Here is a 25711-nt window from a genome sequence, read left to right on the forward strand (position 1 = left end):
AATCGGAACGGTTCTAACTATGGATCAGCCCGCAACGTATCCGCCATCGACCATGAGAATATGGCCGGTGATAAAGGCGGCGTCGTCACTTGCCAGGAAAACCAAGGCTTTGGCGACTTCGTCAGGTTCGGCCCAACGCTTCATCGGATGCGCGGCTTTCACGGCATCCGCGCCAGCGTTCGGGTCGGGAAGGCCATTCAGATATCGCGTGAGGAACGGCGTATTGATGGCGCCCGGACCGACGGCGTTGATGCGGACACCCGACCCGGCATACTCAACGGCTAGTTGCCGGACGAGCTGCAGAACGGCACCTTTCGAAGCGCAGTAAGCGGCCTGAGAGGGTAGTCCGACGACGCTGGAGATGGAGCCGGTCGCCGTAATCGATCCCTTCTTGGCGGCGATCATGTTTGGAAGAGCGCGCTTTGCGGTCAGGAAAAAGGATTTCGCATTCCCCGCGAGGACAGCATCCCAGTCTTGCTCGCTGGTTTCGTGCAGCGCCTTGGCAATCATGTAGCCCGCATTGCTGATGAGGGCTTGAACAGCGCCAAACTTTTCCTCGCCAGCGCTGAAGATCTTCTCGACATCGACGCTCTTCGAGACGTCGCCGGTGACCGTCGTGATGCGGGCGCCGGAGAATTCCCTATTCAGGTCATGGACCTGATCGGCAATGTCCGTCGCGATGATCTTGGCATCGTTCTCGGCGAGTTGACGGACGACTTCGATGCCGACGCCCCCGGCAGCTCCCGTCACGAGTACGACGCAATCCTTCATACCATTCCCTTTTGCCTGCATGAGCTAGTCCTCCCAAGGTTAGTGTGAGGATGCGACGTAATCCCAGGTGGCGTGCAGGCAGCTAGGCTGCATTCATTCTGATGGCAATTGGTGCTGGCTATGGCCGCCTGCCAGCGGTCGGTGCCAGCGATATCAAATTCTAATCGATGCCAGAGCGTAGGGATAATTGCCGATCGGGGGATCCAATCGCCATGCTCCAGACCTGCCGGCTTTGAGATAGGCAGCTGGCGTCATTGCCGTGAGGTATGGCGCTGCCGCTGCCAGAACAGAGCGCTCGGACGGGCCGACGTTGGCTCGGAGAAAAATATTCCTTTGCATAGGGAGGTGGGAATGACTGTTAGCAAGCGCGACGTATTGAAGTTTTCGACACTACTCGGAGCGTCCGTTCTGGCATCACCGTTTATTGGCAGGGCGATGGCCGCGGACAAGAAGTTCAAGCTCGGATATTCCCAGTTCTGGGGCACGAATACCTTTCTTCGCACACAGATCGCGGGCGCCAGGAAGGCGATGGGCGAATGGGAAAAGAAGGGCGTGTCGGTCGAGCTCTTGGTGACCAACGGCGGCGACACCGATACCACCAAGCAGGTCGGAGACCTTGAAGACCTCTACACGCAGAAGATCGACGGTCTGTTGATCTTCCCTGGTGACTCCGTTGTTCTCGCCGATCCCGTCAAGAATATCTACAACAAAAACAAGATTCCGGTTGTCGTCACCGATATCGGCCTAAACTCGGGGGACTGGGTGACTTACGTCGTGACGGCGAATGAATTGGGCGGTCGCATGGCGGCGGATCACATGTCCACGCTAGTGCCGAAGGGAGCCAAGGTCATCGTGTTCGACCATGGCCCGGCCGTGCAGTGCATCATCGACCGCAATCGCGGCTTCGAGCAGCGCTCCAAGGAGCTCGGCTTGAGCGTCCTTCCCCGCAAGGTGATGAAGCTCTCCCTCGAGGACGGCCGACGCACTATGGAGGACACGTTGACCGAGATCCCGGACATCGCCGGCGTCTTCTTCCAGAACCACGCCCCGACGATCGGTGCTGAGGCGACGCTCGAGGCGGCGAAGCGCTTGGACGTGAAGCTTGTCAACTTCGATACCGATCCCACGGCCTACCGCCTCGTCAAGGAAGGCAAGATCGCGGGCACGATCGTCCAGAACCCCTTCGAGATGGGCTACGTCGGCATGAACTCGATGCTGTCGTTCCTGACCGGCGGGAAAACGGAGAAGCTGGTCGAGTTGCCGCCCAGACTGATGACCAAGGCCAACGCTGCCGACTTCGTCAATGAACCGCAGGTCCTCGACGCAAAGGTCAATTGAGGCACGAACAGATCGTGGAGTGTCCGGCGCAACGCCGGACACTCCGGACGGGGGAAACAATGGGTGAACCGGCACTCGTCTGCAAAGACGTAAAAAAAACGTTCGGCAGTATCAAGGCTCTTCGAAGCGCGAGCTTCACGCTGGAAAAGGGCCAAGTGGTCGGACTGGTCGGCGAGAACGGAGCCGGCAAGAGCACTCTTCTCAAGATTCTGGCCGGCGTGTACCAGGCAGATTCTGCCGAGAGCATCAAGTTGCTCGGGAAAGACTACAGCCCACATAATGCGATCGACGCCCTCCAGCGCGGCATTGTGACCATCCATCAGGACATCAATCTTGTGGAAGGAATGACCGTAGCGGAAAATATCTTCCTGAACAATGAGCCGACGGGCCGACTCGGCGTTCTTACGGCTGGCAGCCTTAACGCCAAAGCGCAGGAGCTCCTCGACCACTATGGAATCGAGGTCGATGCAAGTCAGCAGGTCAGCCGGCTACCGAACGACCTGAAGAAGATGGTGCAGATCATCAAGGCGATGACCTGGAAGCCAACCATCTTGCTGATGGATGAGCCGACGTCCTCGCTGACCGCAACCGAGGTCGACGTCGTTCTCAGGCTAATTGCCGAGTTGTCTCGCAGAGGCGTCGCGATCGTCTTCGTTTCTCATTACCTGTCCGAGGTATTTCGGATCTGCGACACGATTACGATACTTCGCGACGGCCAGACCATCGCCAATCTGCAGAAGGAGTCGACCTCCATTACGGAGGTTGTGCAGCATATGCTCGGACGTAAGCTGGTCGAAGTCGACGCAAGGAGTAAGCGAGGTGCGGTCGCAAGCAATGACGTGCTTCTTTCGGTCCGCGAGCTGAGCGTATCGGGGATGCTTCACGATGTTTCATTCGATCTTCATCGTGGGGAAATCCTGGGGTTTACCGGCTTGACGGGCTCCGGCCTCACCGAGCTCGCAAAGACCTTGTTCGGCGTCGAGGGATATCAGCCGTCCAAGGGAACGATCGCGATCCGCGGTGACGTAAAGAGCCGTTGGAATCCCGGCAAGGCCATCCAGGAAGGGGTGGCCCTGTTGACCGGTGACCGGCTGCGCGAGGGGATTCTGCCCGATTTCACCATCGCGGAGAATGTCGGGCTTCCCATCATCGGTAAGTTGCGCAATGCACTGGGGTTGCTGTCGAGGAGCAAGATCGACGCAATGGGAACACGGTGCGTCCGTGAGCTCAACGTCAAGGCGCCGAGCGCGCACGTTCCAATCAGGACGCTAAGTGGCGGAAACCAGCAGAAGGTGCTGATTGCGAAGTGGCTGGAGACGCGCCCACAAATTTTCATTCTTGATGATCCGACCGTCGGTATCGACGTCGGCTCCAAGGACGAGATCAGAAAGATCATCGAACGCATTGCCTCCGAAGGGGTCGGCGTCATCATAATCAGCACCGAGATGCCGGACATCGAGAAGCTGTGTGATCGGGCCATCGTGATGTTCCGCGGCTCCATCGTTGGAGAGTTTGCCGGCGCGCAGCTGGAGCATAATCGAATTCTCGAAACTTCGGTCAGTGGGAGGAAAGCGGCATGAGCACGTACACGCTAGAAGCTGGGCGCTCGAATTTGCAGGAGAGCATTCGACGCTCTTACGGTCTCATCCAGTCCGTGGCCGTCCTGCTCGTTCTGGTCGTGGTGATGTCGATCGTTTCACCGCGATTCGCGTCAGTGATAAACATTCAGAACCTGATGGCTCAGATGTCGGCAGCGCTAATCGTGGCTGCAGGCATGACCATTGTGATGATAAACGGCGAGTTCGACATCAGCGTGGGCGCCGTCCTGGCGCTGACGGCATCCATTGCCGGCAAGCTGATGCCTGAGATCGGAATTACCGCAACCTTTGCGCTCGCGCTCGTGGTGGGTCCGCTATTCGGCCGTTTCGCCGGCGTTGTTGTGACAAGGTTTGGCATCCCGTCGTTCATAACCACGCTCGGAACGATGATGATCGCCCGAAGCCTGGCGTTCGTGACAACCCAAGGACAGGTGGTATCCAATGTGCCTGAGGCATTCAGAATCCTCGGCCTTGGGCGACCCCTTGGCATTCCGATGCCCTTCATCATCGCAATCCTGACGATCCTGGCGGGTTACGTCCTTCTCAACCACACGGCTTTCGGAAAGAAGGTGTACGCCATCGGTGCGAATCGAAATGTGGCTGCGCTGTCCGGCATCAATGTGGATCGCATCAAGATCATTTGTCTGATGATTTGTGGTCTTTGCGCCTCCTTCGCCGGGATGGTCCTGCTGGCGCGTATCGGATCGATCCAGGCTGACACGGCCCGCGGATTGGAATTCGAAGTGATTGCCGGCGTCGTTATCGGAGGTGTCAGCCTCAGTGGTGGGCAGGGCAATATCCTGCGAGTGATCATCGGCGTCGTGGTCATCGCGCTGATCAGGAACTTCCTCAATCTCGCTCGCATCGACATCTTTTGGCAGGACTTCGCGACTGGCTCGATCATTCTTGCCGCGGTCCTGTTGGACGCCCTCCAAAAGCGTATTGCGGGATCGCGTTGAGTCACCCATGGGGAGAGCCTTGCGCAGAAATCGGGGCGAGTACGCGCAGGGCCCGATGAAAAGCACTAGCGTGCACACACCGCTATCAGGACAGCCGTTTGAAAAAGCCATCGACGCGTAAGTGTTGATTTGGAACGAGGAGGATGCCGTGAATACAGGCACGAAGGACATCGTGGACGCCGTTATCGTCGGCTCTGGGCCGAGTGGAGCGATCGCGGCTCGCCGGCTCGCAGAGGCTGGATTATCTGTCGTTTGCCTCGAGCAGGGCGAGTACCCGAACTACACGTCAATCAATTTCGACGAGCCGACATTCGAGCTCAAAAGAGACCAGGTGTTCAGCTGGTACCCAAACAGGCGTATGAATGCGGCCGACTATCCGATCAATGACGAGGAGTCGGACGTTGCGCCGTTCATGTGGAATGGCGTTGGAGGAAGCTCGGTGATCTACGCCGCGGCGTGGCATCGCTTTCAGCCGAGCAATTTTCGCGTCAAGACCTTGGATGGGGTCGGTGCGGACTGGCCGCTGACCTATGATGACCTGGCTCCGTACTACGCGCGGGCAGAGGAGCAAATGTCCGTGTCGGGAGTGGGTGGAGACCCATCCTATCCGCCGTTCGATCCACCGCTCCCGCCCATGCCGATGGGCGTGATCGACAAGAAATTATTCGCAGCTCACAAGCGTCTGGGGTGGCATATTTGGCCTGGCACCAACGCCATTGCCACGGTGAAGCACAACGGCATGAACCCGTGCGTGCGGCGGGGCGCATGCATGGCTCCGGCCTGTTTCGACGGAGCGAAGGGGTCCGTCGACCGGACGCATTGGCCCACCAACATCAAGCTCGGTGTGAAGCTTGTGCAGCGGGCGCGCGTGTCACGGGTCGAAACTGACGCAGCGGGTCTCGCGACCGGCGTCACCTACATTGATCGTGAGACCGGCAAGACCCATTTCCAGGCGGGGCGGATCGTCATTGTCAGTGCCAACGGTATCGGCAGCCCGCGGATCCTTTTGAACTCGCATAGCGCGAAGTTCCCCAAGGGGCTCGCCAACAGCTCCGACATGGTCGGACGCCACTTGATGATGCATCCCCATGGCATGGTGATGGGTCTGTTTGATGATCACTTCGACAGTTGGCAGGGTCCGACCGGACAGAGAGCCTATTCGCAGCAATTCACAGAGACGCAACCCGGTGTCGGGTTCGTACGCGGCGCAAAGTGGCAGCTCATGGGTACGGGCGGCCCGCTCGGGACGATCGGCGTCTGGCCGTGGGGTAAGCGCGCAGGCTGGGGCGCGGAATTCCACAAGACCGTTCACAAGCGGTTCGGTCGCTCCGCGATGTGGTCGATTATCGGCGAAGATCTGCCGAATCCCGAAAATAGGGTCGTGATCGATCCGATCTTGAAGGACGCGGACGGAATTCCGGCGCCCAAGGTCATCTACCGGTGTGACGACAATTCCCGAAAGTTGGTCAAGTGGCACGAGGAGCACGCCGCGATTTCGATGCGCGAGGCCGGGGCGTACGAGACCGTTATCGCGCCAGACTCGCGTGAAACTGGCTGGCACATTCTCGGGTCGGTTCGCATGGGGGCGGACCCCGCTACATCGGTGGTCGATGGATTTGGACGTGCCCACGATGTCCCGAATTTGTTTGTAATGGACGGCAGCGTGATGCCGACATCGGGGCCGGTAAACCCAACCGGAACCGTGGCCGCACTCGCCCTGCGCAATGCCGAAGCGATCGTGAACAGCCGTCGCGATCAGAAAGTCTCATCGAAAGTCGCCTGAGGAGCACCTTTTATGTCCACTACATACGAAGAGATCCGCGCTCAGCTGGGGTGGCTATGCGATGCCATGATCCCGGGGGACAGTGAACTGGGTATGCCCTCCGCAAGGGCCGCTGGCGTTCTGGAGACGCTGCTCCCGCGCGCGCTGAAGGCGCGCCCGGATCTCGCACCACGGTTCTACGAGATCGTCTCCAGGCTGCCTGCTGAGACGCCTCGCGATCCGCTCGCGTTTGTCAATGCGATCCCGGTCGAGGAAATGGATGTCGTCGGCCGGTTCGTCGCGGGCGCGTATTTTTCGGGGGAAGAGGTATCCAAGAAACTCGGATTCACCGGCTTCCAGGCGCTTCCCATGAATCCCGACTACGACGAGATCATGGAAACGGTCGAGCCCATCGTTGCCCGCGGACCTTGTTACGTCAAGGTTTAGGTCAAGTTGCTCCGGGCTTTGAAGGGCAGGCCGCCGTCCATGAGCGGCTGGCCTGCCAGTTGCTCCAATCCGGGCCTGTCGCCGAAGTCCTGTCGCCAAGTGCATCGGGCGCTGACGATCGAAAAGCCGTTCCGGCACTACAACTCAGTTCAAAACTGTCAAAGAAGATCGGAGAATTCGACTGATGAAGATTCTCGTCGCGGTGAAGCGCGTCGTCGATTTCAATGTCGCAATCCGTGTTAAGCCCGACGGCTCCGGCGTGGACATCGGCAACGCGAAGATGTCGCTGAACCCCTTCGATGAGATTGGTGTGGAGGAGGCGGTGCGCCTCAAGGAAGCCGGAAAGGCGACCGAAGTGGTGGTTGTTTCGGTCGGCCCTGCCCAGGTCCAGGAGACCCTACGCACGGCGCTGGCCATGGGGGCCGACCGGGCCATTCTCGTCAAGCACGAGGACTATGTTGAGCCGCTCGGCGTGGCCAAGGTGCTAAAGGAAGTTGTTACGGCCGAAAAACCCGACATCGTGATTTTGGGTAAACAAGCCATTGACGATGACTGCAATCAAACGGGACAAATGCTCGCCGCATTGTTGGGCTGGCCACAAGGTACCTTCGCCTCGAAGATTGACCTAGAGGACTCGAGTTTGACCGTCGTGCGCGAGGCGGATGGCGGCCTGCAGACGGTCAGGCTTAGTATGCCGACTATAGTTACGACGGATCTCCGGCTCAACGAGCCGCGGTATGCATCGCTGCCCAACATCATGAAGGCAAAGAAGAAGCCTTGCGCCGAAATGACTCCAGCAGACTACGGCGTTGATGTTAAACCGCGTCTCAACTTGATCAAGACGGAGGAGCCGTTGAGACGGCAGGCGGGCGTGAAGGTGAGTTCGGTGAGCGAGCTCGTAGTAAAGCTCAAGGAAACGGGTGCAATTCGATGACCGTTCTACTCATCGCGGAACATGACAACGAGTCGCTGAAAGAAGCTACTCACAAGGCACTGTCTGCGGCCGCCAAGTTGGGTGGCGATATTCACGTACTCGTCGCGGGATACCGGGCCACGGCGGCGGCCGGGCATGCGGCAAAACTGACCGGCGTGACCAGGGTTCTGCATATCGACGTTGCGGAGCTCGAGCGTCCGCTGGCTGAGCCCATGGCAGCGAATATTGTCGCACTTGCGGCCGATTACGATCACATCGTCGCGCCGGCCACCAACAACGGCAAGAACTACATGCCGCGTGTGGCCGCGATGCTTGATGTGATGCAGGTGTCTGAAGTGTCGGACGTCAAGGCAGCCGACACATTTGTTCGACTCATTTATGCCGGCTACGCCGTGCAGACGGTCCAAGCGACCGATGCGAAAAAGGTCATCACGGTGGGTATCGCCTCGTTTCCGCCGGCAAGAGAGACCGGGAACGCCGTCGTCGAGCGTAAAGAGGCCGTTGCTGATCCGGGCCTGTCCTCCTACGTGGGGGAAACCATCTCTCGCTCGGATCTACCTGAACTCACTTCAGCCAAGGTTGTCATCTCGGGGGGACGTGGTATGCAGTCCGGCGACAATTTCAAAATGCTCGAAGCGGTGGCTCGGAAGTTGAACGCTGCGGTGGGCGCGTCCCGTGCGGCCGTCGACGCGGGTTTCGTGCCGAATGACTATCAGGTGGGGCAAACCGGCAAAGTGGTGGCACCCGACCTTTACATTGCGGTCGGCATTTCCGGCGCCATACAGCACCTCGCTGGCATGAAGGACTCTAAGATTATCGCAGCGATCAACAATGATCAGGATGCGCCCATTTTTCAGGTGGCGGACTTCGGCCTGGTTGCCGATCTATTCGAGGCCTTGCCCGAACTGGAAAAGGCGCTGTGAGAACGCTGGAGTGTTGCGGTGAAGAAGGGGCCGATAAGTCCCTTCTTTCCGGCGAGGTGCTGAAAGCCTCGGCATCGATCACGTTATGACATGCTTCTGAAGCAATTTGGCTTGCTGGGGCATGAATGCGTTTCCTTCGCCGCAGCGAACCAAACCATCGAGGGTGTGATAGATACCAGCGGCGATTAAATGCGAGGCGCCGAGTTCATCAGCCATTTGATTGTAGTAGGAGAAATCCTTGCAAGCATTCGCCACGGTGAAGCGAAGTTGTTCGGTTTGTCCTTTCTGAATGTAAGGAATAAGCCGATCGAGCGCGACGCCGGCGCCGCCACCGCGGCTCAGGCAGTCCACAAGAGCGGCCATTGAGACGCCTCCTTTGGCTGCGCAGGCCACGGCTTCCGTGATCAATGTGACGGTGCCGAGCGATACAAAATTGTGAAGCAGCTTGAGCTGGTGCCCTGACCCGATGCCGCCGGCGTAAAAGATGTTTTCCGCGAATGAAGAAAGTAGAGGGTGCAAGGACTCGACCACAGCGACGTCCCCACCAACCAGGAGGTTAAGCCGGCCTTCTTCGGCCTCCTTCGGAGTGCGCGTCATTGGAGCGTCGACAAAGTGGCAGCCTTTTGCGGCGACCAATTCCGCTAACCTCGTCGTCGAGCTCGGAATTGCTGTCGAGCAGTCGATAAGAATCGTACCGGGGCGGAGGGCATCAAGTACTGCGCCGCTTCCCGTCAGGACATCCTCAACTTGAGGAGTGCCCGTAACGCACAAAATAAGAACGTCGGATGTTCTCGTGAGGTCTGTCGTTGAAGGCCAGCCCACCGCACCCTTCGCATCGAGATCGTCGGTCGGTTGGTTGCCCGCGTGTCTTAGATAACTGATCTTCCACCCTCGGAGGAGAAGATTCTTGGCAATGCCGTGCCCCATCAGGCCGATCCCGATAATACCAATCCGCTTCTCCATATTTGCTCCTCTCTGCGGCGAATGTCGCCGCAACGTTTCGTGGCGCTCTTCAGTTCGCTGTGGTCCTAAAAGGACGTCCTCGCGGATGAACTACGATGGCAGGGCGGATCCGCGCGCAATGGCGTCAATCCTGCGATGTATTCGGTCGTAGTCTTCAGCAATGCGTCTTGCGGCCTCGACAACCGGTGCATCCACCATCTTCCCGTCGACACCGTGGGCACCGCCATGACCTGGGGCGAGAACCGCGAGGGCGTGCTCGCGAGCCGCTGGCGGAGGGACCATGCCGCGTAGCGCTGGCACGACCTGCTTCGGATGGATCAGCAATTTGCCCCGAAACCCGAGCTCTCGCGCCGCGGACGCATCGGTCTCGATTACCGACTCGTCTCCTATCGAAGTTGTCACCCCGTCCAGCGGCCCGGCCCCACGGGAAAGCGCCGAGGCGAAAACGAGTTCCGACCGGGCCGCCAGCAGGGCGCGCGCCGAATGGGCAGCTCCAATCGAATTCGCATAGTCGATTGATCCGAATGCCAATCTTGCACACAGAGGTGCGAGAAGGCGCGCATTGGCGATGCCAGTAGCAGTCTCGATCAGACCCACCGTGGAGCGACCCGGAAGCAGGTCCGCGAGGCGCGAGACGTCCTCGCATTGCTCCGTTTTGGCGAGCATGACGCCAACCGAGTTCGGCATATCCTCAAGTAGGCGGACATCATCCTCGTGATCCGCCGTTCGAGGTCCGTTCATACGGATGATGACCTCGCCGGGAAATTCCTGGGTTGGAAGGACGGCGCGCAACGTTCTCCGGGCGGCGGCGCGATCATGTGCCGCAACTGCATCTTCAAGATCAATAACGATCGCGTCGGCGCCGGAAGACGCCGCCTTATGGAAGCGGTCAGGCCTTGTAGCGGGAACGAACAAGGCAAGAAATGGGTCGCTCATCGTCATGTTCCAACCAAAGGCGCCGCCGCGCAGCCTCAGGATAGCGTTAAGCATCCGGTTTTGCGATCGCAACACCAAATCGTTGACCACTGATATTGCGAAAACCAATGACTGGAAGGCGCCCCTACACTCTCGATAGGGTAAGTCAATAGCACCTATCGGCACAATGCAGTTGCGGAAGGGCAAATTGAGCCACAGTCTTCGGGTACAGCAATGGAGGCAACGTACAATGACGGATCTCTCTGACATCATTGTTGTTGCCGTCGAGCACGCCGTCGCCGCACCCTATGCTTCCGGCAAGCTCGCTGACGCCGGCGCGAGGGTGATCAAGGTCGAGCGGCCGGAGGGAGACTTTGCCCGGACATATGATGGGCTCGTGAATGGCCAGAGCGCCTATTTCGTCTGGCTCAATCGCGGGAAGGAATCGATCGCATTGGACTTGAAAGCGACCGAAGAAAAGACGCTGCTCAAGAACATGCTGCGGCAGGCGGACGTCTTTATTCAAAATCTCGGTCCTGGGGTGATCGAGTCGCTCGGTTTCAGTGCCGATGAACTTCTGATGCTCAATCCGCGGCTGGTCATTTGCAATATCAGCGGCTATGGCCGCGAGGGGCCAAGAAGCGAGCAGAAAGCCTATGACCTCCTGATACAGGCAGAGACAGGCCTTTGCGCGGTCAATGGGATCGGTGATGAACCCGCGCGTGTTGGCGTTTCCGTCTGTGACATCGCGGCCGGCATGACCGCCTACCAGGCAATCCTTGAAGGCTTGCTGGGGCGCTCGAGGTCTGGAAAGGGCCGTGTGATCGACGTCTCTCTGTATCACTCCATGGCTGATTGGATGAACGTCCCCTTTCTGCAGCACAAGTACGGACAGTTCACGCCAATGCGACTTGGGCTAAGGCATCCGTCTATTGTTCCGTACGGGAAGTTTGGTTGCCGGGATGGCAAGGACGTCCTGATATCTGTGCAAAATGAGCGTGAGTGGAAGTCCTTGTGTTCCGATGTCTTGAGAGCGCCGGCGCAGGCGCTCGCGCCGGGGTTCGAGACCAATAAAGTTCGCATCGAGAACCGCGATCAGGTCGAGACGTGGTGTGCCGAACAAATCCTAAAGCTCGATTCTGAGGAGTTCGTCTCACGCCTATCACGCGCGCGCATCGCCTTCGGACATTTCTCGGAACTCAAGGATCTAATCGACCACCCGCAAAACAAGTACGTTACCGTGGCGACCGACGGTGGCGATATCAAGCTTCTCGCGCCTGGTAATTCCGTCCGCGGCGAGTCGAAGTGCTATGGCGGGGTCCCCAGCCTCGATCGTGATGGAAACAGGATAAGAGTCGAGTTTTCGCTGGAGCGCGTCCGGGTCGCAAGCAATGGATGAAGCCAGCACTTCGGATCGCCAGCAAGTTGGACCGTGGGCACCAGGGATGCTCCATGGTCCCAATAATGTCAGATGGTTCGACAAGCGAATCGTCCTCTTTCCCTCCACGGCATCATTACCTTCGGCTGGTCCCAGCGCTGCAGGCACAAGGCCAAGGCAGACAAGCTTTGGAGGCGTATTTGTCGAAAGCGGTATGATCGCCGCTTTAGCCTGCTTGTCGCGCTAAAAGCTCTACCGCGCCTGTCAATGTGACGTCGAGGTGTTGGAAGGGGCCGCGCGCGCAGAGGCAATAAAGAAGCCCGGCGTAGGTGTGCCGGGCTCAAGTCAGTGGCACCCAGGAGGATGCACGGGAGAAACGGCGAGAGGATACCAGCCGCACGGCCCTCGACCAATTAGTAAATCGTTCTCGTTGCCATAGCGGTTTGCAATACGTCCTACAGTTTGGATCGAAATCTACGCCACCTCGCGGGGCCAATCTCGTGGATCGAATTGCCATCTACGTCGACAGCAACCGTTACCGGCATATGTTCGACTTTGAATTCATAGATGGCCTCCATGCCAAGATCTTCAAAGGCGACGAGACGCGACGATCGTACTGCCTTGGCCACCAGATAAGCCGCCCCTCCGACGGCGGCCAACGAGGCCGCGCGATGGCGTTTGATGGCCTCGATCGCCCGCGGGCCTCGCTCACCCTTTCCAATCATTGCAATAAGACCTGTATGCGCAAGCATGTCCTCCGTGAACTTGTCCATCCGCGTCGCAGTCGTTGGGCCAGCCGGGCCCACGATTTCGTCTCCGACCGGATCTATCGGACCGACATAATAAATGACACGATTGCGGAAGTCTGTCGGCAATCGCTCACCGCGGCGCAGGAGGTCGACCAGACGTGCGTGCGCGGCGTCGCGACCGGTTAGCAAATGACCGGACAGGAGCAGAGTTTCGCCTGGCTGCCATTGCGCAACGTCTTCGGGAGCAAGGGTATCGAGGTTGACCCGTCGGGCTGCGTGCGCGGTACTGTCGAGGGTGATCTGTGGCCAGTCCCCCAGATCGGGAGGATCAAACCTTGCCGGTCCTCCTCCATGAAAGCGAAAAGTGAATGTGACGGTTGGCGGCGCATTGCGGCACAAGGCCCACCGGCAAAGAAGCCGCATGAGAGGGGAATGTCTTAATTTTCACATCGACAACCGTCGTTAGGCCTCCCAAGCCCTGTGCGCCGATTCCGAGGGCATTGATTCCCTCATAGAGTTTCACGCGCATCTCCTCCTCCGGTGTCCTGGGACCACGTAGGAGAAGGTCGGACATGTCGATGAGCTCAAGCAGGAATTCCTTGGCAAGTAAGAGCGACTTCTCGCAACTTCCTCCGATTCCAACTCCGATGATGCGAGGTGGACACCAACCGGCTCCTAAGCGGGGAACAGTATCCAAATATCCAGTCCACGACGGAATCACTTGGATTGAGCGTGACGAACCGTGCCTTATTCTCCGACCCGCCGCCCTTGGCGCAGAGTGTGATGTCGAGGTGTTCGCCGGGAACGAGTTCAGCATGAACTACCGCCGGCGAATTGTCGCGCGTGTTCTTGCGCGCCGTGTAGGCAAGTCTCACGCCTTCGTCGATCAAGTCGGAAAGGCTTCGAGCCGTCGCAAATCGCGCGTTCATACCGACTTTCACGAACTGACGAGCCCCGTATCTTGGCAGAGGGGCCGCTTGCCGAGCGCGGACATCCTCGAATTCACGAGAATCTGAGCGATTGCGTCCTTGGCCGACAGGCTTCTCTCGGCTTCATAGGCGTAGTTCAGGTGTCGAATGTAGTCTGGCGGATGGTAGTAAGAATTATATTGAAGAGCGTCCGCGACGCTGCGAATGATGTCGTCTTCGGCAATGGGGCGGTCATAATTAGTCTTCTCGAGGAGGCTCAATGCATCTTTGACGGAATTGCTCACTCGGGCATCCGGCCTAACCGCGGTCCGGACTTTCATCCTCTCTCCAGGTTTTCGCAGTTGACATTTTTGGCACGGCTCTTACGACGTCGATGACGGTGCCATCCCGGTATTCGACAACAGCGACAATCCTGCTGTCTTCGACGGAAACCGCCTTCGGTGGTCCCGCCTTGCGCGATGCCGCCTCCCTCAGGTATTCGATCGAGACCAGAGGCACATTCGCGCACTTCAGTCGCTCGAGCAGGTCGGTGCGCCGCGGATTGACCGCGACACCGGCTTCCGTGACGACGGCGTCGACCGACTCTCCCGGAGTCGTCAACGTTTTAACGCGATCCACTATCTTCGGGACGCGCCCCGCGGTTAGTTGGGTGGTTATCAATGTGAGCTTGGATCCGGCAGCGGTATCCGCATGTCCGCCGGATCCTCCGAGGATCATGCCTCCATTTCCCGTTGTCACGTTGACGTTGAAGGCGACATCGATTTCAGCGGCGCCAAGGATGACGGCGTCCAGCTGATTCACAACACATCCGCGGTTGTGTGGGTTGGCATACATTGAAGCCGACATACTGTGATGAGCCGGGCTGCGGCGGTAGGACGCCACAGCTTCGAGATCGAAGGCCTGAACATCGAGCAACGCGCGAAACAGGCCCGCATCGAACATTTGCACAATCCCGCCGGTAATGCCTCCGGAGGCGAAGCTACCTTGCACCTTGCGACGGACCATAATGTCTCGAAGATAAGCCGCTGCCGCCAGCGACACTCCACCAGCACCGGTCTGAAACGAGAACCCCTCTCTCAGCAATCCCGATGCCTCGATTATGCTGGCTGCCGTTTGCGCAATCTGCAAACCAAGGGGATTTGTCGTCAGACGGGTAGTACCCGAGACGATCTGCTCAGGATCTCCGATCGAATCAACCTCGACGATAAAGTCGACGTAGTCTTGCGAAATCTCTATGGGTGTCGCTGGGTACGGAACCAAATTATCCGTAATCGCGACGACTCGATCCGCGTATTGAACGTCAGAAGCAGCATAGCCAAGCGGGCCGCAAGCGGCCCTGCCGTTGACACCATTGAGGTTCCCGTATCCGTCCGCCGTTGGTGCAGCAACGAACGCAACGTCAATGTGAAGCGCGCCGGATTCGATGCAGCGCGCGCGTCCCCCATGCGTGTACATCAGCACGGGCCTGGCAAGCTCACCCCTCGAGATTGCATCGGCGAGCGGACCATAGATGGTACTTGCGGCTAATCCGCTGACGACCTCGCGATGGATGTGGTCCACGAGAGGCGCATGAACGGGAAACAGCGCGCTTGCCGCCACCCTGATGTCTCTCAGCCCCTTCGCTGTAATTTCCGAAAGTACCAAGTTAAGGACACGATCGCCGTTGCGAAGATGATGATGGAAGGAGATGGTCGCGCCATCGCGAAGCTCACATGCGTCGAGAGCTGCCCTAACACTTGGCAGGATCTTTGGCACTCCAGGCAAGGCGCAACGAACGACGGTAGCGGCTCGCGATATAGGGCCAAGCACCTGGAATGCTCCGGCGAAGGGCTTGGCGCGGCCGTAGCCTTTTATCGAACTTGGTACACCTCGTCCAAGGATGTCCGACATCTGCAACTCCTATCGGGTAGTGCGGACTTGGCAAGCGAGGACGGATACCAGTGTGCCGAAACCAAGGCGTGAGTTGCCATATCCAATGTGGCTGAGAAAGAGCGAATTCGCTTGAAGAGCTAGAGCAAATACCAATGGCTGCGATCGGTACGCGTTCACATCGGCAACCATCTGGCCGAGCTCGAGCCTAGTCTAGCGAACGGTTCGAACAAGCGGCGGCTTCTGGCCGCGCACGGATGCTTCCCAGCGAGTGTTCGATGATCCGCAGTTGGGGCACATCAATGCTCTGCCACTCTTTACGAGGGTTTGGGCGAGACAATCGCTTACCTGTATCGGGGTCCTTCACCATCCGGACCTTGTTCCAGACAATATGGCCATTGAAGATGAGCCCCGTCCCGCACTTGGCGTTACCGTTGATCGTGGACGCATTCCATCGCCGACATCGCGGTGGACGGATATTTTTCAAATTGAGATCCTGCGCGATCTCTGAGTGCCCGTCCCGCTACGTATGCTGTAAAAATCCGTCGGACGATCGTAGCTTCATCTTCGACGATTTCGAGTTCGCCGGCCTTGCCGGGTATCGGCGGCGCCGGCGCGCCCCCGACGACTGGCGCGCGCGACCGCTTCCTGAGCCCCTAGCTCCTGCGCAAATAATTACGCCGATGATCGGATATTTTACGTCAACCGAGGGTCGTCTGTGCGAAGGCGACTGGCAAAACCGACGAGATCTTCGATCAGGTCGATGATGGTACGAGCCAATCAGATCTTTCTCAAGGCTAGAAGACAGGCGCCGAGCATCCTCAAATATCCTCGAGTGTTTCGTCTTCACTGTCCGTCTGAAGGATGGTTTGCGACAGGAGGACGGCAGCTCTTTCAAGCGGAGCAATGAAGCGATCCAGCTCTGCGAAGCTGACTCGCGCTACAGGAACCGATACGCCAAGGCAGGCTATCAGCTCTCGGTCCGGGGAAACGATGGGAACCGCGCAGCCGACGACGCCCTTCACATATTCCTCATTAGTCTTGGCCCATCCGCGACGGCGGGTCTCTTCGAGAAGCTTTAGGAGGGTGTCGTAATCCACGATGGTATTGTCGGTGTACCGCGTCAGAGCGAGCGAGCGGCATAACTTCTCACGCGCTCTCTCGGGTAACCGGCTCATGTAGATTTTTCCAGTCGAGGTGCAGTGAAGCGGAGCAGCCTCGCCGGGATTGAATTGAAGCCCCTGCGGCTGGGATACCCGTACGCTGTCGACGTAAGCAACAAGGTTGTCGCGCACGACGCCGATTTCGCACTGTTCTCCGATCTCGCTCGCAACGGCGCGCAGCACCGCATGTCGCCGGGCCGTGCGAAATGCCGCGCCGATGACTTTGGCGGAGAGCGTGACCAGCTGATTGCCCACCACGTAGCGCTTCGATCCAAGCGCCTTCTGGAGGAGACCGCGTTCTTCCAAGTTTCCGACTAGCCGGTGGGCTGTCGGAACGGGTAACGAGAGCGCCTTCGCGATCTCCGCGACTGAGGCAGCCTTCGTCTGACTTGCAACGTAACCGACAATGGCGAATGCCCGGTCTAGTGGGCCAGCCGTTCTTTCTTGCTCTTCCATGCGTGCCTCTATGGAGATAATTATCAATTTTCGGAATAAATACTACTGTAATTCGAAAAATAATTTGGACGCCCTGGCCCGTTGCTCATATCGTTGGCGCCGTCTTCTCATGATCAGAGTTTGTGCAGCGCACAGCGTGTTGGGATGGCCGCTAGGCCCGAATTCGACCAGTGCGGGCGACGTGTCCAAGGATGGAGATGGGAATGTCTCGTCATTACGACGTGGAAGCCGTGCGCAAGGAGTTTCCGGCAGCCGAGCGGATGGTCTATCTCGACTCCGGTTTCCAGGCGCCGCTGGCGCGTCCTGTCATGGCAGCGATCGAGACCTTCCTCCGTGAAGGCCTGGAGATGGCCGGACCGAAAAGCGTATGGCTCGATCGGGTTGAGCAAACGCGTGTAAAGGTCGCCCATTTCCTCGGGGTGTCGGCCGACGAAATTGCCTTCACGAAGAACACATCGGAAAGTATGAACATCGCGGCGAATGCGTTGCCTCTGCGAGCCGGCGACAACGTTTTGATGATCCACGGAGATCACCCAAATAACGCCTATGCCTTCCTCAATTTGAAAAAGAAAGGCGTCCAAGTCGACTTCCTTCCGATGACGGATGTCGTAAACGCGGAAACATTCCTTCCCCACATCGATGAAAAGACTCGCGCGATCTCGCTGTCGCACGTCACCTTCCACGCCGGACATCGCTTTGACATAGAGAGCATCGGCGCGCTCTGCGCGGATAAGAAGCTGTATTTTGTCGTCGACGTCATGCAGGCGATCGGCGTCGTTCCGATCGACGCGAAAGCCATTCAGGCCAGCTTCGTCGGCTCCGGCAGTCACAAGGGATTGCTGGTCCCTCAAGGTCTTGGATTGCTCTATTGGGATAAGAAGCTACAGGAGCTGGAGCCTGCCTATCTTGCCGCTGCCAGCTTGGCCGAGGTTCCTAACGACCTTATTGCGCGTGCCGATCGCTTGTCGCCATCTCCGAGCGCGCGACGTTTCGAACTAGGAAACTTCAATCTTCCTGCAATTGGCGCGCTCGGCGCCTCCCTAGACATGATTGAGCAGATTGGCGTGACAAACATTCAGAACCATTGCTTCGACTTGGGAGATCATCTCATCGCCCAGCTGGACGAACTCGACCTCACTCTCGTCGGTCCACGTCAGCGTCAGCATCGCTCGCCTCACATCTACGTCGTAGGCTTGCCCGCGACAGAATGGCTCGGCTACTTAGAAGAGAACGGCGTGCGTGTTTCTCCCGAACGCGACGGCATTCGCGTTTCGTTCGGCATGTTCAACACGGTGGACGATGTGGATCGTTTGGTGCATCTGATCCGTGAGCGGCAGACTAAAAGGTCATTCAGAGCCGCTTAGGATTTGGATGGGAGCGGTTTGAGAAAAACGCCTGCAATCGTGAGGCTCGCGATGTTCGGAGTTCTTCTTGAAAATACGATGGACGGCCAGCGGTACATCGACTGGCTTCTTTCGGGCCTCGGTTGGACGTTGGCGCTTGCCTTCTTCGGCTGGTGGATAGCCTTCGCGGTCGGAGTCGTCGTCGGCATAGGTCGAACCGTGCGGAGTTCTTTGTTCAGGGCGTTAGCGCGATTGTACGTGGAGATCTTCAGGAACATCCCAGTTCTCGTGCAGATGTTCCTCTGGTACTTCGTCCTGCCCGAGCTTCTTCCGAGCGCAATGGGTGACTGGATCAAGCAAATTCCTCCGCCCTGGGGATCTTTCTTTCCCGCTTTGTGGTGTCTGAGCCTGTACACCGCGGCGCGTATCGCGGAACAGGTTCGGACAGGCATCGAAGCCTTGCCGAAAGGGCAAGCCGAAGCGGCTGCCGCACTTGGCCTAAGCGGGTACCTGACCTATCGCTATATCATCGTGCCGCAGGCTCTACGCCTGATCGTACCAAGCCTGACAAGTGAGGTGATGGGCATCTACAAGAACACGTCCGTGGCTCTGACCATCGGCTTGATGGAGCTGACCGCTCAGGCGCGCCAGATCAGCGACGCCACCTTCCAGACCTTCGCTGCATTCGGTGCCGCCACACTGATCTATCTTGCTTTGGCTCTGATCGCCTACCAGGCGATGATGCTCATCGACAGAGCTGTGCGCATTCCCGGTACTGCACCGGTCAAGGAGGCCATCGGGTCAGCTTTTGACGATGAGCATCCGGAAGGCCCCTTGCCCAGCACTATGGAGGTCGTGAAATGAACAGCCTCGACTTCTCGATTATCGCGCAGGCATGGCCCTATCTGTGGTCAGGCTTGCTGTTCTCGCTTTCCTTGACCGCAGCCGCCTTCCTGGTTGGGATGCTTCTTGGAACGCTTTTCGCACTTGTGCAGCACTTCGAGCTCCGCATCCTGAGCCCGCTGGTCCGTAGCTACGTCGCGCTCATGCGATCGATTCCGCTTATTCTCGTCTTGTTTTGGTTCTTCTTCCTGGTGCCGGTCGTTCTAGGCCACCTGGTAGGCAATGGTCGTCCGATTCCAATCGGTGCGACCTATACGGCGTTCATCACGTTTGGTCTGTTTGAGGCCGCCTACTATTCGGAAATCATCCGCGTCGGCTTGCGCGCGGTGAACAAGGGACAATTCGAGGCCTGCCAGGCTCTCGCTTTGTCGACATTCGATACGTATCGCCACGTCGTCCTGCCGCAGGTGTTTCGGGTCGCCAGCCCCATCATCCTGAGCCAGACCATCATTCTGTTTCAGGATACGTCCCTCGTTTACGTCCTGTCGCTTACCGATCTCCTTGGTGCGGCTTCGAAACTTGCACAGCTCAATGGTCGCCTCGTCGAGATGTATCTCGCAGTAGCCGTCGCTTATCTGATCATAAGTTCCGCCGCGTCCCAATTCGTCGCCTCACTCCGCAAGAAGTACACGATCGTGGACGCCCACCAATAGTCATCGATGCTCTGAATTGCCTGGCGGCTTCAACCCGGAGACAAGCATGCAGAAAAAGTGCACGGTTAGCCCAGCGGACCAATTCCCGATGGTTGTCGTCGAGCACCTCGTCAAGCGGTTCGGCAGCTTCAATGCCCTCAACGATATCAACCTCAACGTTGCAAAAGGAGAAAAGATCGTACTCTGTGGGCCGTCTGGTTCGGGCAAGTCGACTTTGATCCGTTGCATCAATCATATCGAAAGGCATGATTCCGGCCGCATAGTCGTCGACGGGACCGAGCTGACAGATCGGATTGGCGATATCAACAGCGTCCGCTGCGAAGTGGGCATGGCCTTTCAAAGCTTCAACCTGTTTCCACATCTCTCGGTCATCGAAAACTGCATGTTGGCGCCGATGAAAGTCAGGGGGTTGCCCCGAGCTGAGGCACATGGTCGGGCGATGACGTTGCTGAGGAAAGTTCGTATCCACGATCAGGCTAAGAAGTATCCCGCCCAATTGTCGGGCGGCCAGCAGCAGCGTGTTGCGATAGCTCGCGCCCTGTGCATGCAGCCCAAGATCATGCTGTTCGACGAGCCGACTTCTGCTCTCGATCCCGAAATGGTCAAAGAGGTGCTCGACACGATGGTCGAGCTCGCACAGGAAGGGATGACGATGGTCTGCGTCACACACGAAATGAGTTTTGCGCGCGAAGTAGCAGATCGTGTGGTCTTCATGGATCGGGGCTCAATCGTGGAAGAGGGTGATCCCAGCACCTTCTTCAGCGCACCGAACACGGAAAGGGCCAAGGCCTTCCTCAACCAGATCATTCACTAGCCGCGTCTTACCCCAACAGAGAGATCTCCATGCCCAAAATGTTTGCACTGCTGTCCGCAACTGCTATCACCATGCTTTCGGTCTCCACAGCTCAGGCCGGTCCGACGCTCGACAGCATCAAGTCGAAAAAGGCGATCACCATTGGTTATCGTGAAGCTTCGATCCCTTTTTCCTATCTCGGCGGCGATCAGAAGCCTGTTGGTTTTTCCCTGGACTTGTGTGGGCATATCGTCGATCGGTTGAAAGTCGATCTCGGCACTCCAGATCTTCAGATCAAGCTCACGCCGGTCAATTCATCCAACCGTATCCCTCTTATTCAGAATGGCACGATCGATATCGAGTGCGGCGGCACTGCCAGCAACAAGCAGCGTCAGGAACAGGTCTCATTCAGCGTTTCGACCTTCGCCAGCCAAACGGCTTGGCTCACGAAGTCCTCGAGCGGGCTCAAGGCGCCGAAAGATCTAAAGGGCAAGACGATCGTTGTCACACAAGGTTCCGATGCGCTGGGCATCGCCAAAGGTATCTCGCAGGATGAAGCTCTCAATCTTACAATCGTGCAGGCCAAAGACCATGCCGAATCCCTGCTGCTGCTGACCACCGGGCGGGCGGCGGCTTGGGTGGAGGCGGACATTCTCTTGGCCGGTATGAAGGCGGATTATTCGAAGCCGGACGAGCTCACCTTCCTCAAGGCCAATTACGGCACCATCTACTATTATGCTCTGATGTTCTCGAAAGATGACTCCGACTTCAAAAAAATGGTCGACGACGTTCTCTCCAAACTCATGGCTTCCGGCGAGTTCACGAAGATCTACGACAAATGGTTCATGGCTGCGATCCCACCCAAGAACATCAACCTAAACTTTCCAATGACGGAGGCTCTTAAAGAACGCGTTGGCCATCCGAGTGATGTCGTCAACAATTGATCTTGGCTCCCTCCGGTCGTGCCGCCGGCAAGCCAGACGTGCAGCATGGTCCAAGGTGAGCAAAGATCGCGAATGCGGACGTATGCAACTATCTTCACCTGAAAGGAGTCCAAAATGAGTAGCGCTGCGATTGGCTGGGAGGCAATGACGGACTCCGATCGAAAGATTGCGCAGTGGGTCGAGGAAACGCCGTTCGTGGACACCCACGAACATCTGATTGAGGAAAGTCAACGCCTTGCTGGAGCGATCCATCCACGAACGTTGCCATGCAACGACTGGGCTTACTTATTCAGGTCGTATGCGGCTGAGGATCTGGTCGTTGCCGGCCTTCCGGCAGCCGATTTGCACAAGTTCCTGGCGCCGGATCTTCCAAGCCAGGAGAAATATCGATTGATCTCCCCTTATTGGGAGCGCATCCGCCACACCGGCTACGCCCAGGCTCTGCGCCATACGTTTCGCGGCGTCTACGGTGAAGATGATTTAACGTCCGAGAGCCTGCCGCGCATCGCCGAGAAATACCGAGAAACGGTTCAGCCCGGCTTTTATGCCCGCATTTTCGGCTTGGGGAACATCGAGGGCTGCCATGTCAATTCGCTACAGCGCATTTTTGTGGAGACCGAACAGCCAAGGCTACTCGATTACGATATAAGTATTCTTCAACTGTGCCGGTGTAGCGCTGCTGATTTTGCGTGGGTGGAGGCTGAGACAGGCAGGCGACCCGCAACGCTCGATGAGTGGATCGAGATCATCGACTTCTACTTCGCAACATACGGTGACAAAGCCGTCGCCGTAAAATCACAGATTGCATATTCGCGCGCTCTCAATTTCGAGCCGGTCACCAAGGCGTGTGCGTCAAGATTATTTCCTCATCACGCCGACAGAGCCGGCGCATTACATGCCCTCGGTCCCGAGGACCTCAAGGCGTTACAAGATTATCTGTTTCGCTATTGTATCGGCAAGGCCGGCGAGTGCGGCCTGCCAGTCAAACTTCACACCGGCGTTTTGGCTGGCTACGGCGTGATGCAACTCGCTCGTACTCAAAGCAATGCTGCTGACGTCTGCCGCCTTTTGCAGGACTTTCCGGAAACTCGGTTCGTCCTCATGCATATCGGCTATCCATACGAGCACGAGTTTATCGCGCTGGCCAAACATTACCCAAATGCCGCGATCGACATGTGCTGGGCGTGGATTATCAATCCGGTGGCGAGCGCTCGATTTCTGAAGGACTTTCTGATGGCGGTTCCGTCGAACAAGATCTTCACCTTTGGCGGCGATTATGTCGCTGTCGAGCCAATTTACGGCCATGCTTTTGTGGCGCGTCGTGGAATCGCTATGGCACTCTCTCAATTGGTTGCCGAAGGTTGGATTGCGCTTGAAGATACTCGTCGTCTCATAGAGCGGATCATGCGCGGGAACGCTCAACAGTTCTTTCGTAAACCAAATCGAGAGCACGCAATACGTCCCTGAACGGTGCACAAGCACGATCATTTCGCGGGGGAGCTGGAAAAATAGTCGTGTCAGCGAGAAGGCCTGACCCGCTCTGGTCTACGGGGCTCCACATCAGGTAAGCGAATGAAATGCTTTGCCCATGCCCGGCGCGGCTTTTTCGAGCTGGCTGACATCGAGAAAAATGCTCGGGAAGGCAAGAAGGGAAGGCCGGTCCGCCCATCGCACTGGAGGCCATCAGGGCGCTGGAGGCGTTGTTCGAGATCGAGCGCAACATTAACGGCTGCGACGCTAAGGACCGGCGCGCCCTCCGCGAGGAACAGAGCAAGCCGTTTCTCGATGGCATGCACGCCTGGCCGCTGCGCGAGCCCGAAACCCTCTCGCGCTCGTCCGAGGTGCTCAAGGCTATCAATTATATCCTCAGGCGCTGGGAAGGCTGCGCTCGCTTCCTCCATGACATCGCCCAGAACAAAGGTTTGCTGACGCGGGCTATTCCTGATGGCGCGTCCATCGTGGGAACGGAGCTTCGCTCAGCTGATTCGACCGAGTTATGAAGACGCTCCGGCGAGCGCGGCGCCGAACTGCGCGCGCTCGCCGGCTCGCTCTACCGTTTCAGAGAATTTTGCTTTCCGTTTATTGTCGGCGTCAGCTTACAGACAGCTAAGCTGCTTATCGGCGGGGTCAGGTCTGATGACCTGAACACAATGCAACAGCCATAGGAGTGTGGTCGCCATGGGCGATCGAATTAACAATTGGTCGAATGTTCCATCCGCTGATGAGTATCATTACGCGAGCTCCCCGGAGCACAGGAATGCTGACTATTTCGCGGACGCGTTCGGTAGAATGGGATTGCAGGATTCGGGTGCCAGCTCATCCTCGCAGCCTAGTTATTACCTCACTTCAAGATCTCCCGTTGTTGAGATCAACCAAGCCGAATTCCGGGAACGGGTGAGGAGCTTTCATGGTGACGAGATCAATCATATCGCCAACAATCCGCAGGAATACTCAGAATTTGTATCCGAAAGAGCTAGGCGCACCGCGGATGTCGCTAGCAATTACGCGATCCGAAGGGATTCTGATGCCGCCCGATATTACAGCTACCAACTGGGAAATAGGAGCGTCGGCCTCCAAAGAACGGAAGCCGGATTTCCTATGGCGACTGAGTTCACCAGCCAACGGTGGCGAGAACAGTTCCCCGGACGAACTGACGTCACATCAATCGTGGATTTCCAGGTTGCTCATCCGCTCGTCAGCAACGCCGGCGATATTCTGCTTGAGCACCAACTACAGCAAGACGGCGAGCGGCCGCTGGTGAACTGGCGTCCTGCTAACAACGAAGCGAGAGCCCGTGCAGAACAAATGGGCTTCGTTGATGTAGATCACAATGATATGGTACTCGATCCCACCCAGTCCAGACAGTGGAGATATAGGGATGGTGAATGGCAGCGTGCAACCAATTCTCCGATGTATCTCTCCAAATTCAAAACGCCGAGTGATGATGAACCGTCACCAGAGTCCGATTCGGATGGAGACTTTATGTGACGTGAGATCTCCACCAATTGATTGAGGTGGAGCAGGAGCGCAGACCAACCGACACCTGCGGCTTACGATCGAGCGTTGGACGGAAAGAAGCCGAGATCGAATTCGGCTCAATCCGTGAGGTGCACTGTACTAACCGCACCGCGGCGGTTTAGGAGAGTTGGTGCCTATAATAGCACAAAAGAAAATCCCGGCTTCCAACCGGGGTTTTCGACTGTGGCCCGGGCGGGAGAAGCGGATTGCCTATGGCATGCGCGAGCGTCGTCGGCCCCGACGCGCCTCATCGTCGACGGCAACGCAGCCCGGCAATTTGCCCACCGTACGACCGTGCTCATGTGCTCTCCCTTCGCGAGCGGCATAGGCTATAAACGCGTCGTCCATGTTGCGACGCAAGCGGAGGCCACACCCGAGCTAAAGGATCCGTCGACATTGCGATTGTCGCAAGTGGCCGTAAGCCTAATTGGCTGCTGATGCGGTGCCCAGATGGTTGCGGTGAAACGCGTCGTATCGGCCTTTCCGAGGCAACGCCGCGCCTTGGCGTCTGGAGTTCAACAGCGAGGCAGACGCATCCTTCTGTTCTTCGGTGCCTCTGACCTGGGATGCCGCGTTCATATCATTTTGCGAGATCATAGAGCGCACGTCATTTGATCTGGCGGACTTTCAAACGCACGCGGCTCATGACCAGCAGAGACTGTTAAATCGCGACCCTTAGGAGATGATGCTATCCATCGACAGGCGCGGGCGCCTACTTAAAGGCGGGAATGATTTTCAAACCGTCAAAAAATTTTTCGACTGAGCGGCGTCCCGGGATCTCGGCTCGTCCTAACGCCGATGCTACTCAGGGGAAATATTTAAGAGCATCGCAACTTGGGGCGTTGCAATGTATTTGCGTTGGGCGTTTTTATCGATGCTTGGCGTGAGCTCGACGGACAAGAA

Annotated in this window: 22 protein-coding genes and 2 pseudogenes; 17 read left to right on the top strand and 7 right to left on the bottom strand. The window is 57.6% G+C overall.

Annotated features, from left to right (window positions below):
* Nucleotides 1–24: 24 nt before the first annotated feature.
* A complete protein-coding gene (locus BM374_RS29440; RefSeq protein ID WP_349510004.1) occupies nt 25–792 on the bottom strand; it encodes an SDR family NAD(P)-dependent oxidoreductase in 768 nt (255 codons plus the stop codon).
* Nucleotides 793–1122: 330 nt separating this feature from the next.
* Between BM374_RS29440 and BM374_RS29445 the strand changes: the two genes are divergently transcribed.
* The 7 genes from BM374_RS29445 to BM374_RS29475 all read left to right on the top strand — a co-directional run bounded on the left by BM374_RS29445 (nt 1123) and on the right by BM374_RS29475 (nt 8732).
* Entirely contained in the window at nt 1123–2109 is a 987-nt protein-coding gene (locus tag BM374_RS29445; RefSeq protein ID WP_092300701.1) for a substrate-binding domain-containing protein, read from the top strand.
* Nucleotides 2110–2168: 59 nt separating this feature from the next.
* Nucleotides 2169–3689: a sugar ABC transporter ATP-binding protein gene (locus tag BM374_RS29450; RefSeq protein ID WP_092300704.1), complete on the top strand. Its 1521-nt coding sequence runs from the start codon at nt 2169–2171 to the stop codon at nt 3687–3689.
* The gene (locus BM374_RS29455; protein WP_092300707.1) at nt 3686–4666 is read left to right on the top strand and encodes an ABC transporter permease; all 981 of its coding nucleotides are present in this window, start codon (nt 3686–3688) and stop codon (nt 4664–4666) included. The genes BM374_RS29450 and BM374_RS29455 overlap by 4 nt, the downstream gene beginning before the upstream one ends.
* A 148-nt stretch (nt 4667–4814) precedes the next feature.
* A complete protein-coding gene (locus BM374_RS29460; RefSeq protein ID WP_092301132.1) occupies nt 4815–6449 on the top strand; it encodes a GMC family oxidoreductase in 1635 nt (544 codons plus the stop codon).
* A 66-nt stretch (nt 6450–6515) separates the two neighbouring features.
* Complete coding sequence (locus BM374_RS29465) at nt 6516–6875, top strand: hypothetical protein (RefSeq protein WP_244552731.1); 360 nt, start codon at nt 6516–6518, stop codon at nt 6873–6875.
* A 184-nt stretch (nt 6876–7059) separates the two neighbouring features.
* Nucleotides 7060–7809, top strand: a complete 750-nt coding sequence (locus BM374_RS29470; protein WP_092300712.1) for an electron transfer flavoprotein subunit beta/FixA family protein — start codon at nt 7060–7062, stop codon at nt 7807–7809.
* Nucleotides 7806–8732: an electron transfer flavoprotein subunit alpha/FixB family protein gene (locus BM374_RS29475; RefSeq protein WP_092300714.1), complete on the top strand. Its 927-nt coding sequence runs from the start codon at nt 7806–7808 to the stop codon at nt 8730–8732. The genes BM374_RS29470 and BM374_RS29475 overlap by 4 nt, the downstream gene beginning before the upstream one ends.
* Nucleotides 8733–8810: 78 nt before the next feature.
* Here BM374_RS29475 and BM374_RS29480 read toward each other — a convergent pair whose 3' ends face one another.
* Together BM374_RS29480 and BM374_RS29485 are read right to left on the bottom strand one after the other, a co-directional pair.
* A complete protein-coding gene (locus BM374_RS29480; protein WP_349510005.1) occupies nt 8811–9728 on the bottom strand; it encodes an NAD(P)-dependent oxidoreductase in 918 nt (305 codons plus the stop codon).
* Between the two features lie 57 nt (nt 9729–9785).
* The gene (locus BM374_RS29485; protein WP_210188603.1) at nt 9786–10721 is read right to left on the bottom strand and encodes an HpcH/HpaI aldolase/citrate lyase family protein; all 936 of its coding nucleotides are present in this window, start codon (nt 10719–10721) and stop codon (nt 9786–9788) included.
* 139 nt (nt 10722–10860) lie between these two features.
* Between BM374_RS29485 and BM374_RS29490 the strand changes: the two genes are divergently transcribed.
* Entirely contained in the window at nt 10861–12009 is a 1149-nt protein-coding gene (locus BM374_RS29490; protein ID WP_092300720.1) for a CaiB/BaiF CoA transferase family protein, read from the top strand.
* A gap of 434 nt (nt 12010–12443) precedes the next feature.
* On the opposite strand, the pseudogene BM374_RS29495 reads toward BM374_RS29490, so the two are convergent.
* The 4 genes and pseudogenes from BM374_RS29495 to BM374_RS29510 form a co-directional block, all read right to left on the bottom strand.
* Nucleotides 12444–13926: pseudogene (locus tag BM374_RS29495) on the bottom strand (fumarate hydratase).
* 37 nt (nt 13927–13963) lie between these two features.
* Nucleotides 13964–15556, bottom strand: a complete 1593-nt coding sequence (citF, locus tag BM374_RS29500; protein WP_092300724.1) for a citrate lyase subunit alpha — start codon at nt 15554–15556, stop codon at nt 13964–13966.
* 187 nt (nt 15557–15743) lie between these two features.
* Nucleotides 15744–16022 carry a hypothetical protein gene (locus tag BM374_RS40150; protein ID WP_349510006.1) on the bottom strand — a complete coding sequence of 93 codons (279 nt, stop codon included), beginning with the start codon at nt 16020–16022 and terminating at the stop codon, nt 15744–15746.
* Nucleotides 16023–16356: 334 nt separating this feature from the next.
* Entirely contained in the window at nt 16357–17154 is a 798-nt protein-coding gene (locus BM374_RS29510) for an IclR family transcriptional regulator (protein ID WP_092301139.1), read from the bottom strand.
* Nucleotides 17155–17357: 203 nt separating this feature from the next.
* Here BM374_RS29510 and BM374_RS29515 point away from each other — a divergent pair, with 203 nt between their 5' ends.
* The 9 genes and pseudogenes from BM374_RS29515 to BM374_RS40310 all read left to right on the top strand — a co-directional run bounded on the left by BM374_RS29515 (nt 17358) and on the right by BM374_RS40310 (nt 25368).
* A complete protein-coding gene (locus BM374_RS29515; protein WP_177248613.1) occupies nt 17358–18518 on the top strand; it encodes an aminotransferase class V-fold PLP-dependent enzyme in 1161 nt (386 codons plus the stop codon).
* A 51-nt stretch (nt 18519–18569) separates the two neighbouring features.
* Nucleotides 18570–19361, top strand: coding sequence for an amino acid ABC transporter permease (locus BM374_RS29520; RefSeq protein WP_092301142.1), 792 nt, complete (start codon nt 18570–18572; stop codon nt 19359–19361).
* Nucleotides 19358–20053, top strand: coding sequence for an amino acid ABC transporter permease (locus BM374_RS29525; RefSeq protein WP_092300730.1), 696 nt, complete (start codon nt 19358–19360; stop codon nt 20051–20053). The genes BM374_RS29520 and BM374_RS29525 overlap by 4 nt, the downstream gene beginning before the upstream one ends.
* A 46-nt stretch (nt 20054–20099) precedes the next feature.
* Complete coding sequence (locus BM374_RS29530) at nt 20100–20867, top strand: amino acid ABC transporter ATP-binding protein (RefSeq protein WP_092300733.1); 768 nt, start codon at nt 20100–20102, stop codon at nt 20865–20867.
* Nucleotides 20868–20896: 29 nt separating this feature from the next.
* On the top strand, nt 20897–21790 hold the full coding sequence (locus BM374_RS29535) for an amino acid ABC transporter substrate-binding protein (protein WP_092300736.1): 894 nt from the start codon (nt 20897–20899) through the stop codon (nt 21788–21790).
* A 114-nt stretch (nt 21791–21904) separates the two neighbouring features.
* Entirely contained in the window at nt 21905–23257 is a 1353-nt protein-coding gene (locus tag BM374_RS29540) for an amidohydrolase family protein (protein ID WP_092300739.1), read from the top strand.
* Nucleotides 23258–23368: 111 nt separating this feature from the next.
* A pseudogene (locus tag BM374_RS29545) lies at nt 23369–23694 on the top strand (IS66 family transposase); the annotation flags it as partial.
* 274 nt (nt 23695–23968) lie between these two features.
* The gene (locus BM374_RS39545; RefSeq protein ID WP_283807096.1) at nt 23969–24778 is read left to right on the top strand and encodes an effector protein NopP; all 810 of its coding nucleotides are present in this window, start codon (nt 23969–23971) and stop codon (nt 24776–24778) included.
* A gap of 431 nt (nt 24779–25209) precedes the next feature.
* Complete coding sequence (locus BM374_RS40310) at nt 25210–25368, top strand: ubiquitination-like system serine protease family protein (protein ID WP_502689467.1); 159 nt, start codon at nt 25210–25212, stop codon at nt 25366–25368.
* Nucleotides 25369–25711 lie beyond the last annotated feature (343 nt).

It is taken from the genome of Bradyrhizobium sp. Ghvi (genome assembly GCF_900115265.1).
Lineage (GTDB): Bacteria > Pseudomonadota > Alphaproteobacteria > Rhizobiales > Xanthobacteraceae > Bradyrhizobium.